At 40.7% G+C, this 15,682-nt stretch carries 17 protein-coding genes and 1 tRNA gene; 4 read left to right on the top strand and 14 right to left on the bottom strand.

Annotated features, from left to right (window positions below; genetic code table 11):
* Positions 1-48: 48 nt before the first annotated feature.
* The 12 genes from trpC to TVG_RS05545 form a co-directional block, all read right to left on the bottom strand.
* Positions 49-762 carry an indole-3-glycerol phosphate synthase TrpC gene (gene trpC, locus TVG_RS05490; protein ID WP_010917280.1) on the bottom strand — a complete coding sequence of 238 codons (714 nt, stop codon included), beginning with the start codon at positions 760-762 and terminating at the stop codon, positions 49-51.
* Positions 759-1,310: an anthranilate synthase component II gene (locus TVG_RS05495; RefSeq protein WP_010917281.1), complete on the bottom strand. Its 552-nt coding sequence runs from the start codon at positions 1,308-1,310 to the stop codon at positions 759-761. Before TVG_RS05495 ends, trpC begins: the two co-directional genes overlap by 4 nt.
* The gene (locus tag TVG_RS05500; RefSeq protein ID WP_010917282.1) at positions 1,307-2,362 is read right to left on the bottom strand and encodes an anthranilate synthase component I; all 1,056 of its coding nucleotides are present in this window, start codon (positions 2,360-2,362) and stop codon (positions 1,307-1,309) included. Before TVG_RS05500 ends, TVG_RS05495 begins: the two co-directional genes overlap by 4 nt.
* Entirely contained in the window at positions 2,352-2,939 is a 588-nt protein-coding gene (locus tag TVG_RS05505) for a phosphoribosylanthranilate isomerase (protein ID WP_010917283.1), read from the bottom strand. Before TVG_RS05505 ends, TVG_RS05500 begins: the two co-directional genes overlap by 11 nt.
* Positions 2,911-3,903 carry an anthranilate phosphoribosyltransferase gene (gene trpD / locus TVG_RS05510; protein WP_048054015.1) on the bottom strand — a complete coding sequence of 331 codons (993 nt, stop codon included), beginning with the start codon at positions 3,901-3,903 and terminating at the stop codon, positions 2,911-2,913. Before trpD ends, TVG_RS05505 begins: the two co-directional genes overlap by 29 nt.
* A gap of 1 nt (position 3,904) precedes the next feature.
* Positions 3,905-4,618 (bottom strand): tryptophan synthase subunit alpha, encoded by a 714-nt coding sequence (locus TVG_RS05515; RefSeq protein ID WP_010917285.1) that lies wholly within the window; start codon positions 4,616-4,618, stop codon positions 3,905-3,907.
* Entirely contained in the window at positions 4,615-5,424 is an 810-nt protein-coding gene (locus tag TVG_RS05520) for a hypothetical protein (protein ID WP_010917286.1), read from the bottom strand. The genes TVG_RS05515 and TVG_RS05520 overlap by 4 nt, the downstream gene beginning before the upstream one ends.
* Positions 5,425-5,449: 25 nt before the next feature.
* The gene (locus TVG_RS05525; RefSeq protein ID WP_010917287.1) at positions 5,450-5,833 is read right to left on the bottom strand and encodes a DUF123 domain-containing protein; all 384 of its coding nucleotides are present in this window, start codon (positions 5,831-5,833) and stop codon (positions 5,450-5,452) included.
* The gene (locus tag TVG_RS05530; RefSeq protein ID WP_010917288.1) at positions 5,830-6,501 is read right to left on the bottom strand and encodes a ubiquinone/menaquinone biosynthesis methyltransferase; all 672 of its coding nucleotides are present in this window, start codon (positions 6,499-6,501) and stop codon (positions 5,830-5,832) included. Before TVG_RS05530 ends, TVG_RS05525 begins: the two co-directional genes overlap by 4 nt.
* The gene (locus TVG_RS05535) at positions 6,498-6,800 is read right to left on the bottom strand and encodes a DUF424 domain-containing protein (protein ID WP_010917289.1); all 303 of its coding nucleotides are present in this window, start codon (positions 6,798-6,800) and stop codon (positions 6,498-6,500) included. The genes TVG_RS05530 and TVG_RS05535 overlap by 4 nt, the downstream gene beginning before the upstream one ends.
* On the bottom strand, positions 6,797-8,896 hold the full coding sequence (locus TVG_RS05540) for a minichromosome maintenance protein MCM (RefSeq protein WP_010917290.1): 2,100 nt from the start codon (positions 8,894-8,896) through the stop codon (positions 6,797-6,799). Before TVG_RS05540 ends, TVG_RS05535 begins: the two co-directional genes overlap by 4 nt.
* Before the next feature lie 87 nt (positions 8,897-8,983).
* Complete coding sequence (locus TVG_RS05545; RefSeq protein WP_010917291.1) at positions 8,984-9,580, bottom strand: hypothetical protein; 597 nt, start codon at positions 9,578-9,580, stop codon at positions 8,984-8,986.
* A 478-nt stretch (positions 9,581-10,058) separates the two neighbouring features.
* Here TVG_RS05545 and TVG_RS05550 point away from each other — a divergent pair, with 478 nt between their 5' ends.
* Both TVG_RS05550 and TVG_RS05555 read left to right on the top strand, forming a co-directional pair.
* On the top strand, positions 10,059-10,877 hold the full coding sequence (locus TVG_RS05550) for an NAD(+) kinase (protein ID WP_010917292.1): 819 nt from the start codon (positions 10,059-10,061) through the stop codon (positions 10,875-10,877).
* Complete coding sequence (locus TVG_RS05555; protein WP_010917293.1) at positions 10,864-11,232, top strand: Mov34/MPN/PAD-1 family protein; 369 nt, start codon at positions 10,864-10,866, stop codon at positions 11,230-11,232. The genes TVG_RS05550 and TVG_RS05555 overlap by 14 nt, the downstream gene beginning before the upstream one ends.
* A gap of 68 nt (positions 11,233-11,300) precedes the next feature.
* Here the strand turns inward: TVG_RS05555 and TVG_RS05560 are convergent.
* Both TVG_RS05560 and TVG_RS05565 read right to left on the bottom strand, forming a co-directional pair.
* Positions 11,301-11,384 (bottom strand) — tRNA-Leu (locus TVG_RS05560).
* Between the two features lie 68 nt (positions 11,385-11,452).
* Positions 11,453-13,144 (bottom strand): APC family permease, encoded by a 1,692-nt coding sequence (locus TVG_RS05565; protein WP_010917294.1) that lies wholly within the window; start codon positions 13,142-13,144, stop codon positions 11,453-11,455.
* Positions 13,145-13,341: 197 nt separating this feature from the next.
* Between TVG_RS05565 and TVG_RS05570 the strand changes: the two genes are divergently transcribed.
* Positions 13,342-14,790 (top strand): phenylalanine--tRNA ligase subunit alpha, encoded by a 1,449-nt coding sequence (locus TVG_RS05570; protein WP_010917295.1) that lies wholly within the window; start codon positions 13,342-13,344, stop codon positions 14,788-14,790.
* A gap of 77 nt (positions 14,791-14,867) precedes the next feature.
* Positions 14,868-15,665, top strand: coding sequence for a hypothetical protein (locus TVG_RS05575; RefSeq protein ID WP_048054016.1), 798 nt, complete (start codon positions 14,868-14,870; stop codon positions 15,663-15,665).
* Positions 15,666-15,682 lie beyond the last annotated feature (17 nt).

The following is a 15,682-nucleotide window of genomic DNA, read 5'->3' on the forward strand; positions in this document are numbered from 1 at the left end:
CATTTACATAGTATATAGATCTCATTCCGAGCAGATATTGCTTACTCTCTAGATTATGCCCTCCATCTCGAGATATTCCAGTGTACCATCCTTTTTCAGGATAGAGGTACCGATGAGATACCCTTGGAACTTTAGGTCAAGATTTTTTACATTATCTATAGATATACCGCTCTCAAGTATTCTAACTTCTCCGCTAAAATCTGGGATCTTTTCGTCCATTAAAAGATTTGTGAGATCTCTCCTGTTATAGCCAATCATTACGTTATCCCTTATATATTGCCTTTTCAAGGCATCTTGGTTATGGAACTCTTCCAACACATCCATACCCAGATCCGCTGCCCTCTCTACTATCCGCTTTATTGATTCGTAATCTAGGAAATCAAGTATAACTAGGACTGCATCACCTCCGGCATTGAATCCATAATCCACGAACTCACTATCAGGGACAAAGTCCTTTACTAGTATAGGTATGTTGTACCTATGGGCTACAACGACATCCTGGAAGGAACCATTAAAAAATGAAGGTTCTGTAAGTATGCTTAAGCCTGCTATTCTGTGTTCCATTACGTACGATAGATAGTCTTCGATGGAATAATCCACCTTTAAACCTGATGGAGATCTCCTTTTATATTCCGCTATAACGCCCCTTTTCCCGGATCTATTAAGTTCGATTATCCTTTCCTTTAAACTTATTATGCCTCGCCTTCTTGAATAAGGAAAGCTCCTAAGTTTATTCGATTTGTAAACACTATCGTAATTCATAACATCACAAAATTTTTGAGGATCTGTTTTCCAACTGAAGTAAAATAGCTCTCCGGATGGAACTGAATACCGTATATCCTACCATCTACAGAATGGAATCCCATTATATTTCCGTCTGTTTCCGACACGGCATCTACCTCTATGTTCTTATTTGGGCTTATGACCAGGGAATGATATCTGATCGCGTCAAACGAATCTGGTATCCCTAAGTACAAACTGCTTCCGTTGTGCTTTATCCGGTCTATTTCACCATGGTAAGGCCTTCTAGCAACTGAAATCTGCGAGCCTAGATGATAGGCCAGCAGCTGATGACCAAAGCATATGCCAAGGACAGGGCCATCGAATTTATCGACCACATCTAATGTCCTGCCTCTATCCCTAGCGTTCAGTGGACTGCCTGGGCCAGGAGATATTATTATTTTGTCGTAGCCCGATGCATCAACTAATTTGTCATTCTCTACGACATCCACTTCTATGTTCATCTCTCTAAGGTAATAATAGAGGTTATAGACGAAAGAATCGTGATTATCGACGACCAACATCTTCATAGAACTGACCTCGCCTTGTTATATATCTCATTGACCTCAGAAGAGGGATCGGAATCCTTGACTATGCCTGCACCTGCACGCACCCTAAAACCATTTCCAGAAGAATAGGCCATGCGTATGGCAAGCCCCATATCAAATATACCTGAACCGACTATTCCTACAGCTCCGCCGTAAGGGCCCCTAGGCGTTTCTTCGAACTTGTCTATGATCTCAATAGCCCTCTCCTTTGGCGATCCCGTTACGGTGCCGGCAGGAAACATTGCCCTTAGAATGTCCACATAATTCTTGTTTGAGAACGTAGCCTTTACCTGGCTTACAAGGTGCTTTACACTTGAAAATTCCTCAATTTCCATCACCTTAGGAACTTCTAGGCTGCCAATGTCAGCAAATTTGCTTACATCGTTCCTAGCCAGGTCAAGAAGCATCCTATGCTCACATCTATCCTTTTCACTTCTATAGAGTGTATCGGAGCTAAATGAATGTGATATTGTCCCAGCGATAGGATCGACATAAATTCTGTTCCCTATAACCGTAAATATATTCTCCGGGGAACTTCCAACCACTTCGTACTTGCCGAACCTATAGTAAAAGACGTATCTTGACCGATCCTTCGTGAGGAATTCATGAATCTTTTCGTTAACATTTACGTTAGCCTCAAATTCCCGGGAAATTACTACCTGCAAAACTTCCCCGTTCCTTATTAGATTCACTATTTTCCTAATCTTTCCCTCCAACGCTTCATCCTTTAAGCTACCTGAGTTCTTCTTTTTAAAGGCAGAAGTACGCATTATTGGACGTTTTTCAATAGTTTCCGCATCCATAGATAGAAAGTATGGCCATCCAGAACTCTTAACCTTCGTATCGAAGATCTCGTTTACATAATCGTATGTTACTAGAATTGGCCTAAGAGCGCCATCGAATATCTTAGAAGGATCATTTTGGAAGGTATCTGATGCAAATACGTACTCATATCCATTTACCCTGTCAGGGAAAGAGGCAAAATATGCAAAATTACTATAGGTCCTAAACTCATCTATCTGATCAGCTAACATAATCCATCGCATCTCTAATTTTCTTGAAAAATGACATTACTTTGCCGGGATGTTTGATGCCTGGACTTGATTCCAGAGAACTGCTAACGTCTATAATCGAGGGTTTAGCTGCAATGATATTCTCAATATCCCGATCGCTTATGCCTCCCGCATAGCCTACATTCAAACCGAGTGGTGCTATCTGAGAAACAATCGATGAAACACCTTTCTTGTACTCTACTAGTATTATATCTGCTTCCCTATACGCATTGTACTTTATTTTGAGGTCTCTTATCCCATTAAAATTAATCACAGAGATAACCTTCCTTCCAAGCTCATGAATGGATCTTATTAGCTCAGGATCGTGATCAAAATGCAGTTGCACATAATCTTCGAACAATGGCGACGATAGCACGGTTTGTTCAGATGTGTAAACACCAGCTACGGTTATACCTGCTTCTGCTATTTCCCTTATTGTATTGTGTGACGCATGGCGAGGGCTCAGCTCATCAAGCACAACGCCCACAATAGATGCACCGAGTTCCGTTACCATAGCAGCATCTTCAAGCCTAGTTATGCCGCAAACCTTTATTTTCATGCATTATCGCCTCCAATTTTTCATAGGCCTGGCCAGATTTTATTGCTTCTAAAGCCAGACGATAGGCATCTTCATAGTTTCCAGCTTTCTTGTTCAAGATCAGCACAGGGGCTGTGTTGAGCGCTATGAACTTTGCTGCATCTTCATTTTCCCCCTTAAGCCCCATAAAATTGAATTTTCTTATCAGCGATGGATCCTGGGACGATATTTTATCGTACCTTACGTCGTTGGAGATGGATCTGCCATCTACAACGTATTTTTCTACAGATCCGTCTACGTATATCACGTCTGTAAAATTGAAGGGGGTGATCTCGTCCATGCCATCCTGACCCCTGATAATAATAGCTTGATAGCCCAATTCATTCAGAATATAGGAATACACATCCATCATTTCTGTACTAGCCGAACCTATTACACGTTTTTTCGGAGCTAGAGGATTCAGGACAGGGCCTAAGTAGTTAAATAAGGTAGGGAACCCTAAACGTTTCCTAACAGTTGAGAAGATTTTGAATTCTGGAATGAAGGTTGGTGCAAGCATGAATACGAAGTTGTTACTTTTAAGCCGATGCAAAGCAGCTTCCACATCTCTTGGAAAACTATAGCCTGCATCGGCCATAAAGTCTGCTGAACCGTAAGCACCAGTAGACGACCGGTTTCCGAATTTTGCGACTGGGATTCCCAAAGAAGCTGCAACTATAGCAGATGCAGTGCTCACATTTATTGTATTTTTCTTATCACCTCCTGTTCCTACTATATCCGTAGCGTCTACACTTACAGTAGGCTTATAAATTGCATCTAGAAATCCCATGAATTCTTCCCTAGTCACACCTTTGAAGTGAAATGCAGTTAGAACTGCGGCCCTGCATACGTCTGAACAGTCTTCCTTTGATATGATCTCGTATAGACGCTTCGCTGATTCTCTATCTACGTTCAATCCAAGAACAATGTCTTCTATACCCATCATATTAGGATGCCCCCAAAATATCATTGATCAGCTGCCTGTAGGCCTTCACATTGCCATCGTCCAGCATTTCTACAACAGCTGTACCTACCGCTATTCCGAACCCACCGTACTTGGCGATCTTAGCTATCGTACACTTGTTACGTATGCCAAATCCGTAAACTATACGCTTTCCAGATGTAAAATCCCTGATGTGCCCATAAATAGTCCCTATATCATAAGGCAGCTGAATGCCGGTTGCTGGCATCATCCCTTGATAGACGATCTCCCCGCTTACTTTCATCTGCCTTTCCATTATCTTGAATGGAGTGACGGGAGTGACGAACGGTACGTAATCCATTCCATGATCCGCTATTGCCTTGGCTACTTGTTCTATTCTATCCGGATAGTCTATGCCAACGTCAGGCACCATAACCCCGTCAAATCTTGATGACGATAAGTAATCCAGGATTCCCTTCTTCCCTGAAAAGACAGAATAGTACAGGAGGGCATACTTTTTAATGCCCATAGATTCTGCAAGCTTGAATATTTCTGCATTATCATCATGGCTAAATTTGTTGACTGCAAAACTATGTGTAGCTTTTATTTTCTTCCCGTCATAGAGTGGATTCTCAGTTGGAAAGCCAAATTCAAAGGCATATACTCCATCTGAATTCTTTATGAATTTTTTTACCTCATTGTATTTGTAACCGAGAGTGAAATATACAAATGGCTTCATTCAATCACATCCAGCGAAAGAACGGTATTGCCTGGTATCCTGCCAGAAGAAACTTTCAACTTTCCTGACTTATAAAACTTTGTTAAGTAAGGGGATGGAAATGGTTTTCTTCCTATCTTTATGCCTGATACATTCATCATCCCAGATAAGATATCGATATTATCGGCTTCTACCGACGGATCGCCATCGATTACGATCCGGATTTCTTCCGGATCTCCGAAAGCAGAAATGAAACCGTCTAGCACCAGCGGATCGAAATTTCCATTAGCTTTTATGCTATACCTATTGTGAGTTTTTCTTACAGACCTTGATACGATGACTGAATTATAGAAAGAATTTGAATTTGGAAGCTCCGGTGTGATAAAATGGTATCCCTTTGAGAATGCCGTTCTTATGGATTCCTTTGGATCCTCAGAGATATCATCTACTACAATAACTCTATCGAAAACGTCTGCAGCTTCTTTCACAGCATCTTCCCATAATTTTCCGTACGGAAAAGTCTGTACATCTTTTCCTGAGAAATAAATCTGAAACAACGCGCTGAATATATACGGATTACCCAATAGCTCGATAGATATACCTTTTCCTCTTTCCACTATTCTAATTATTTCCTTATGATCTTCAATGGCATAGGCAAGTTCCGGGGGAATACTCCGATCCTGAAACAGGAATTCGTCAAGGAGTACTCTTCTTGGAAGAACTCGGCCAAGCATGTTAACGAAGTCGTCGCTAGTCGACTTATGGAGAAATATTGGCCTCTCCTCATTTACGATGAACTCATAGTTTATGTGGCCATTGACCTCCATAAATAATGGTATATATGCACATTATTTAAGCATTATTGTATTTTATTTTTGCACATACAACAATAACATAATTTAAGAATATAGGCATGTCCGTGATTCTAAAAAGTCTCGGTACATTAGGATCATCCGAATTTCCGAAGCTTTTTACGTGTTCTAAGTTTGAAAGTGCAACTCCCATTTCATGTTCCGGACAATCGAATATAATGGCTGATAGAGGTTCGCAATCAAGATAATCAACGTGCCATCTCTTTTTGGAAATAGACCGGATCATATGCCTGCTTATCCTAGATGCGCAGGCCTTGCCGCAAGAACCAAGGTATGCATAAAGTCCGCTGTCTATATCAAAAGTCTTGGACGACAATTTTATAACTTGGCTCTTGCAGAGAAAAAATACTATGTAGGACTTCATTTCTTTTGCGCTATGTGCATAAATACAGAACCAAAAAACAGATCTTTGGGTTCAACGATAAAGCCTTTAGATTCAAGCTTTTTGCTAAGTATGAATGGACTATAGAAAAACTTTACTGAGTTAGCTAGATATGAGTAATTCCTAGAGTGAGTTGCATGGTTCCCAAAGAACGGTACCATTCTGTAGAAATAGAGTGAAAAGAACTGAGAAAAAACTGGCTTAGTAGGGTTGAATATATCTAGATTTACAAATATCCCACCTGGCTTGAGCACCCTATAGACTTCGGAAAAATACTTGTCAACATCTGCCAGGTTTCTCGTTAGGAAAGCTGATGAAACCCGATCAAAAGTCTCATCACTAAAGGGGAGGCTTTCAGCAGGAGAGACAACGAATTTGCAGCGTTTCGTTAATTCTGGGTTGAACATAGAATCGGTTATATCCAAAGCTGTTACACTGCAGCTATCGCAAGACTCCATTATTAGCTCCGTAACCTTTCCGCTTCCAGCCCCGCAATCGAGGCACTGCAGTCCTGGCATCAGCTTAAGGTTAGAGATGAGAGAACGCCTCCACCTTTGGTCCAAGCCAAGACTTATTATAGTATCTATTAAATCGTATTTGTCTGATATCTGATCGAAGATTTTCTTAACAGCCTGATGTTTGCTTATCATTGGAACATCTTCGCGTACTGGGCATATGGAACGCCATCAATATACAGCACGTTATCCTTATCGATATAACCATTTTCAATGGCAAGCTCTACCGTATGCTTCCCAACCAGATTAGCTATTGTACACATATTTAGCGAAGAAATGAACATTTCATCCGTTACCTTAACTTCGCCATAAAATGACGGGAAGACCTCTATGTGTAGATTCTTTTCCCTGAATTTTTTGCCAAGTATGTCTGAATCGGCAGCGGCTAGGAGTATTTCTCCCCTGATCTCGGTAATCTTCATCACTATGTTCACTTGATCACATCTAATTTACCGTATGACCTCTCGAATATCTGGCCAGCATTTTTCAACTTCAATATAGCCTCCTCAGCTTTCTTAGCAGTTATACCTTTACTCTCCGCCACTCCAATCACATCCGATACCTCAGCAATACCTTTTTCTTCCTTTATCTCTTTAATTATATCAAGCACGGTCTCCATTTCATTTCTCTGCTTGGAACTTGAGCCTGTATAAATTATATCGATATCCATCTTTCCATTTTCGGTTGACACATCAGTTAAGTAATAATCAACTATTTTCTTTGCCAGCATTGCGTCTTCGACCGTAACTATAGTTGAAAGCCTGGCCCTCGCCGCTGCTTCAGCTAATCTTATTGTGGATTCTAGCTGCCTTACCGTTATGGGGATAGAATCTCTGGAACCCGTCCTTGTTCTTACGTACTGATCCTGCAGTATGGCAATGGCCTCATCGCTCAACCTCGGAAATACGTTATTTTTAGCATAAGCAACATACTTTCTGAGCAGATCCTTGTCTATATCTGGTTCATACTTGGCTTCATCTGGCACATCTATCTCTATGTCATTTTTTTCCATGCTCTTGTATATTTCACCGAGCCTGTGAGCCTTAAGGACGTGTTCAGCAAGCTGGCTGTCTGTATCCTTATTAGGCTGATCTACCATCTTGAATATAACGTCAAACCTTGACAGCAATGGTAATGGAAAATTTATCTGTTCGGCCAAGTTTCGATTAAGATCGTACCTGCCAAACTTAGGATTCGCTGCAGCCAAAACGGATGCCCTTGCTCTAAGGGTAGCCATGATGCCAGCCTTTGATATAGTAACAGTCTGCTGCTCCATTGCTTCATGCATAGCGGCGGTGTCGTGCTCGTCCATCTTGTCGAGTTCATCTATTGCCACGAAACCGTTGTCTGCAAGCACCAAAGCCCCTGCTTCAAGCGTCCAGCGCCCTTCTCCAAACTCATCCCTAACTGCTGCTGCAGTCAGTCCAGCAGCGCTTGATCCTCTACCAAATGTAAAAATTCCTCGAGGCGATACTTCTGCCATGTATTTTAAAAGCTGAGATTTTGCAGTACCTGGGTCACCAACCATAAGTATGTGGATGTCACCCCTCATCGTTGTTCCATCTTTCATGGTTTTCCTGACACCTCCGAACATTTGGAGCGCCAGGGCCTTCTTTATCATATCAAGCCCATGTATAGTCGGCGCTATTGATTTTGCTATTACGTCTATTACGTTCGGCCTCTTCGAAATCTCAATTATCTTTTGCTTATCTTCTTCAGTGATCTTTACGCTTTCAATCTCTTTAACATCTTTTCTTATGTTAACGGCATATAGAAAGGTGTAAAACTCTGTTAAAGGTACATTTCCCTGCCGCCTTTGTTCTGCCTGCAGTATGCCATCAACGACAACACGGTTGCCTGGAAATAGCAGCCCTGCAAGGTCATCTTCCACAATAATTATCAACCTCTGGGGCTGCGCTCCACCTTCTAGAGTTTCCGGATCCTCCTGTATCTCTATCTTCTGGACATCTATGAACTCGGAGAGATTGGGCCTAAGTTTGAATGATATCTTGTCCTTCACCTTAGACTGTCCGCAATTAGCACAGTAAAGCGGTTCTGTCAATCTTGATTCGTTTTGTTCAACGTAATTTAACTCGTGGCAATTGCTGCATTCAAAGGCAGCGTTTTTTAATTTTGGAAATACCTCTGTATTCTTTCGAACTATTCCTGAAACGCTTATTAAAGTGCCTATGTTTGCACTTCTTATGTCCCTTATATTATAGGATGTGTTTCTATCTTCGAGATCCTTTATCCTTAAATGGAATATTCTGAACCTCCTCGAAACTTTGTCTAGGAGATAATCTTCCATCACTATCTCTTCCCCAGTCTTGAGGTATATTTCTGGAGAAGCCAGGATAGAAGCTGCAAATTGCCTGTCGTAATCCTCAATGTCCTTAAAGGACACATAGAGTGTTCTTACTTCAGGATAGTCCTGATGTATGCTATTTATCTTATCGCTGTAGCCGTAAGTCCTAAAGAAGTCCCGCCAGAGGTCCTTTATCCTCTCAACGGGCATCTCCTGTGAGATCATTTGAAAACGTATTCTATGATCAGTACTTATGGTTTTTCATATGAGATTATAAAACAAAAAGTGGTAAAAAATTACAGTAAAATTAGATTAATGGGCTTCTATTGTCGGTCCACCTACATTCTTTTCGTTTTGGAACAGAAGTCTGTTGAGAGCATCAGCTGCCTTACCAGCAGATTCAGACTGTATTATGATCCATACCTCCCTACTAAGCCTATATATATTAACTACAGATATTCCGTTTATCTCAAGGAATTCCGTTATCAGCAGCGTTATTCCGGCTGTAGTGCATGATCCTGCAGGAAGATGTATCTTAGCAATTACAAGCGAATTTGATTTTGCGGACTTTGCTAGCGTACTATATCCGTTCTGATCCTTTATGATTAGTATGGCAGACTTCGGGATCTCCTCTGGATTTTCAAAGTGCTGTTCTTCGTAGTTATATTCAAGCGTTAATGTAGATTGCTTCAATATTTCGAGTGCATTCGAGTTTTTACCCTTAACTTCGATGTTGGTCAACGCTTTGACTATGGTGTTTATCTTTATTTTTTTCCCAGTAAGGAAATCAACCTGCCCCTTTATCTCACGGGCAAGTTTTGTGTAATTCACAAGGCCTGTATTTATCAGTAAAGAGTAAACGTTATTATTCGAGACGATGGTCTTTACCGCCTCAGATGCCTTTGTCATAATATATTATTTAAAATTAATAGATAAATTTTTCCTTTTTATGATATCTTTTTACAAATATCATACCTGTGATATATAAGTTGGAGATCAAAAACAAATAGGAACTACGTTATCAATCTATTCTATTAAAGTGATGCTATAATCTTATTATTTTCAGCAATGCTGAGTAGAATTAAGCCAAATACTGATAAAAAATATGCAAAAATTGGAGAAAACACCTTCTAGCTATAAACTGATTCTTTAACAGCAATTTCGATCCAACTTTTCTTAACCCCGTTAACACTATTTTTTTCGGAATAGCTCCTGTGCTGATCGGATAATCTTATCTTCCACTCCAATCTCCTCCTTACCGGACTTTAATTATAACTCTGTTTTACAGAGGCGCATTTATAATTGTTTCAATAGAAAAACGTAATAGCATATATTTAATACGAAGTCAGGTTCTCAGGGTTGTGCCTAGAATATAAGAGGTTAGAGCATGAAGGTCGCCTTCGTGATTAGAAAAGACTGTAAAAGATGTGCAACAATAGCGAAGAGTATAATTGAACTGATCCCTCCGGACTGGGAAAAAATATACGACACGGAGGCCGCCAAATTTCTGGGTGGAGTTGGAAAGGACATAACTGAAATATCTGCAGACATAATAATAGCGATTGGTGGTGACGGTACTGTTTTAAGGATTCTTCAAAATGCCAAAGGCCCTGTCTTAGGCATAAACATGGGCGGCCTTGGCTTCCTCACTGAAATCGAGATAGATGAGGTGGGAAGTTCAACCTATAAATTAATAAGGGGTGAATACAAAATTAACGAAGCCATGAAGTTGAAGGTATACATAAACGGCAGGCGTCTCGAGGACTGCACAAACGAAGCCGTTGTACATACAGATCGCATAGCTAGGATAAGGCAGTTCAAAATTTATGTTGATGGGCATTTCTTGACTACGATAAAATCTGATGGGGTGATCGTAGCCACGCCAACAGGTTCATCTTCATATTCATCCTCCGCGGGTGGCCCCTTACTTCTGCCAACGGTAAGGGGAATGGTGATATCATACTTAGCACCATATTCATCAAGAATCAAGCCAGTAGTGGTGCCTTCAGAATCTACCGTTGAAATAAAAATAGCTGGAAATGACCAGGACTCCCTTCTTATCCTGGATGGGCAAAAGGAGTATAAGATTAAGAGCGGAGACACTGTTTCTATTTCAATGTCAGAGGAAAAAGCCAGATTCGTGTCTTTTCGTGAATCGATATACGACAGGCTTAGGGATAAGGTAATAAAGCATGTGGTTAATTAAAAAAGATACCCTGCAAATGATAATGGAGGCTTCAAAAGACTCCTATCCTAGGGAATTTGGCGCACTACTAAGGGCAGAAGACAACGTCATCTACGAGATAGCCTTAGTTCCCGGGACGATACAAAGCGATAGGTATACTCTCTTTTATATGTACAGCAAGCCAATTGATTTCTCACTAGTTGGGTCGGTTCATTCCCATCCATCTGGCATAACGAAACCATCAGATGAAGATTTACGTATGTTTTCACTTACTGGGAAGATCCATATCATAGTTGGGTATCCATACAACCTAAAGGATTACTCAGCTTACGACAGAAGTGGAAATAAGGTTCCGCTTGAAATTATCGGCGATTAGTTAATAAGAATGCGTCGTATCTTTATAATTGAAACTTACCATAATATTATATTTACAGGACATTTTAATGCGGAGGGAGGGATTTGAACCCTCGAACCCTGCGGGAATGGACCCTGAATCCATCGCCTTTGGCCAGTCTCGACAACCTCCGCGGACTAGAGAGAATAGAATACTTGTATATTAGAATGTTTTTATGTAAAATAAAAATAATAGAGTACGATTAAACGTACTGGTCCTCATTCGCTATCATAGCTGCTATCTCTTCCGTCTTTATTCCAGATTTTATTGCCCAAACGTATATTATTGCGCTGGCTATAGCAACAACTATTAGATCCAATGGGAAGTGCAGAACATTTATGCCGCCATATTCTCCCAGATACGATAGAATAGTCAGTATAACTATAAAGACAGGCACCCAAAGGCCAGCCTTGACGTTCTTCTTATCGAAGGTTTGTTCAATCTTGTGCAGCCCAACAAGAGCTCCATAAAGAACTAGGCCTAGGAATATAGCTATTGCTAAGTACAACGTAGTAGGCCAGCCTGTCCAGTAAACTGCCTCTGACGCAAGTATGAATGCGATCGGAGCCAAAACGTTTGCGGACCACAGCTTGAACGGCCTCTTGAGTTCTGGGGCCTGCTTCCTTAGGTTCATAAGTGCGGCACCGCCAACTATGTAGGTGAAAACCGTCGCTCCACTGATGAAACCGACCATTTTGTACCAGCTTGGAAACGGAAGGAAGAACAGGAAACCTACGAGCAGTGTAGTAATAAGTGGAATGACAGGTATTTTGTTCCTATCAGCAACTTTTGCGAATATCTTTGGAAGATGGCCGTTAACTGCCATTCCATAGAGAGTCCTCGTAGATGTGCCTAGGTATACGTTAAGGGTTCCCGAAGGAGCTATGTAAGCACTTGCATACAATGTGTATGTCAACCATACAAGCCCAGCGGAGAGAGCTATTGTAGCAAATGGTGCATTCATAAGCTGGTAAGCAAGGGGGTGTTCAGTAGACGCGTGTGCTGCGGTTGCATAGGCGTTGAGAAGAGTCCACTGTCCAGGTTCAAGGCCCATTTTGCTCCAGTCTATTCCACCCACGAACACTACCTGAAGCAAACTATATAGCAGTATTCCAATGAGCACCGAGCCAATAGTCGCTATTGGTATAGACCTCTGCGGATTCTTTGCCTCCCCGCCATAGTCTATAGCCTGCCTGAAACCAAAATACGAGAAGACTATGCCTGTACTGGATATAGCCGCAAATACAGGAGCCCAGCCATATGGCAGGAAGCCATTAGGCGGTACTATCTCTGATGGATTGAAATGTACTGCTATAAGTACTATAACTGTTATCACAGGTATTATAACCTTTATCCAGGTTATACCCTGATTTGTCTTTCCCATTAAGTGTATTCCTGCATAGTTCAGGAAAAAGAAGGCTATCATCAATAGCATCGCTATAAGAGTTCCGAATACTGTCATAATGCCATTGGCGATTAGAGCCGGCTTTGTAACATAACTAGCAGCATAGGTAACGACAGCTTCAGCTTCTATCGCTGGCACCGATACGGCGCTGAGGAAATATGCCCAACCGAATAGAAAGCCTGCAAAGCTCCCATGTGAGAGGTGGCCGTACCTTACTATTGCACCGCTCCTTGGAATCATCGCACCTAGTTCCGCGTATACCAAAGCGATAAAGATGACGATAATTCCGCCAAGCACCCATGCGAGTATGGAGGCAGGGCCTGACAGAACTGAAGCTGCATAGGCTGCAAACAGCCATCCCGATCCGATTATGCCTCCTACACTCAGCATAAGGAGGTCCCATGTTGACAGAGCTTTCCTAAGCTTCCTGTCCTGATTTTCGCTATAGGATATGTTAGCATCAGTCGAGGCACTATTTAAATCTCCCATACTATAGTTTACGACATGGTCATATATTTTGTTTTCGTGTATCACGATAACAATGTACTGATGGTACTTTGTAAAAATCAGAGGAAATATTGAACTTGTATCATTTCAATCAAACATTATGTATATAATTATAATGTATTATATAGAGGAAATACTGGAACCTCCAAATATTAATACAAACATGATATCTCCAAGAAATGTCTGAGATAAGCAAAAACGAAGCGCTTATTCTAAAATACCTTGCTAGCAAGAATCAAGAAATAGAGGAAAGTAATATTGAGATAAAAGGATTGTCAAGGCAGGACATAGCAAGTGCAACATCGTGGCTCCAGGTGAAAGGCCTAATAGACGTCAAAACAAGAGAAGAAGTTGCCTACGTTCTTACGGATGAGGGCAAACGTTATGCTGAAAATGGCTTACCCGAGCTAAGGGCCTATTCTATTCTGAAAAGGAAAGGGAAATTATCCCTACGGGATCTTCAGGAAGCGATGCCTGATGAATACAAGATAGTCTTAGCCCAATTAGCAAAATTTGGTATAACTCCTAAGAATGGCGTTTTAGAATATTCTGATGGCCATATAGAAGCTGAGATCTCAAGAAGACAGCGTTTCTTATCTGACCTAAATACAGATGATCAAGAGATGATCGAACACTTCAAGAGGAGGAAAAATGTCATAGAGGAAAAGAAGAGGTCCGTAAGGATAGTATCGATTAACTCCAAGGGCCTAGAACAACTCAATAACTTCGATCAGTTCGAGGCTATTGGGGAGATTGATTCAGGTATAATAACGTCTCAAGCGTGGAAAACCGCTCCATTCAGAAAATATGATCTAGATGCCCCCGTTTCGCCAACAAAATCGTATGCAAAGCATCCGTTAGTATACTTTATCAATGAGATAAGGCGGATATTCTTAGATATGGGTTTTACCGAGATGAGTGGACATTATATAGAATCTGCATTGTGGGACATGGATGCACTATTCATACCACAAGATCATCCGGCTAGGGATATGCAGGATACGTTCTATGTAAAGGACAGTAATTTTACAATCGAACATCCGGAAATCGAAAAAAGAATAAAAAGAATACACGAGAGAGGATTTGACGGATACTCTGGCTGGGGCTATAGATGGTCAAGCGATGATGGAAAAAAACTGATACTCAGGACGCATACAACGGTAACTACTGCCAGATACCTTTACGAACACAACACATATCCGCAGGCGATATTTTCAGTGGAAAAAGTATTCAGGCACGAGAGCGTTGATTGGAAGCACTTAGCAGAATTTTACCAGATAGAAGGCGCAGTATATGACAAAAATGTGAGCGTTGCGACGCTTAAATGGATACTCCGCACGTTCTATGGTAAGCTTGGATTCGAAAAAATAAGGCTTGTACCATCCTATTACCCATATACTGAACCAAGCCTGGACGTGGTTGTGGAAGTAGACGGCAAAGAAATGGAACTCGGTGGTTCAGGTATATTTAGGCCCGAAGTTGGTAAAATACTCGGACTGAAGGCCCCTGTTATGGCTTGGGGGATGGGCTTGGAACGTTTAGCTATGCTCTATTACGGATTAACTGATGTACGAGATCTCTACAATACAGACTTCAGCTTCCTAGAAGGTTACAAAATCAAATATTAAATATATCTCTAAAAAGAAAAATGACTCCTTTTGAAGAAATATTTATTATTAACGGATTTATAAATATCATGACTTAAGTGATCAAGATATCGCTAATCTATATTCCAGGATACATTATCTCGAGCATTCTAGCTTCCATCGTATTGGAGTATATGATCACGCATAATCCATATAGGATAAAATTTCAAATAATAAAATCAAAGAAGTTAGTTGGATCTTCACTTTTTTCTACTAGGATAACAAATAGAGATGCAATTTATTTGCCTAACCTCCAACTTTATAAGATATCCTCACCTGGATTCTCTTCTATTATAAGTAAAGAGTTGCTTGATCCGACTCTCGTTATGTTCGGAACAACTAGAAGTGATGTAGACTGGAAGTATCTAGAAAACGCTTACTTTTATGATGTTTTTGCCTTCTTTTATGGAGTATCGCTCTGGTTCATGGTCTTCCTAATAATGGTGCCGTACAACAATCTGTCAGATGTTCTCCCAAAATGGGATCCAGTTATTAACTATGCACTGCTTATAGTATTGTCTGTAGGCCTTCTTGAGGCTTCCATATCCTATATTTTCGCCCTGTACAGAAATAGCTATTCTCTAATATATTCATTAACTCTTTCTGTAATAGCCATAAATGCAACAACATTTGGCCCTGCTATGAGATGGATTGATAACATTGAAATTTTTATAAGGATTACATACCAGGTAGTTATTAACATACTTGCCGTACTTATCGTTATTATAGTTCACTCAGTAAATTCTGTATCATATAGGTATAGGCTTTTTGCCTATACTTCTTCTGCTTCATATGCTGCTTTTGCTACTATTCTTCTATATTCGCTAGTGGAAAAGGCAATGCTTTTAATACATTAGTTAAATATCTTTCACAT

This window comes from Thermoplasma volcanium GSS1 (assembly GCF_000011185.1).
GTDB lineage: Archaea > Thermoplasmatota > Thermoplasmata > Thermoplasmatales > Thermoplasmataceae > Thermoplasma > Thermoplasma volcanium.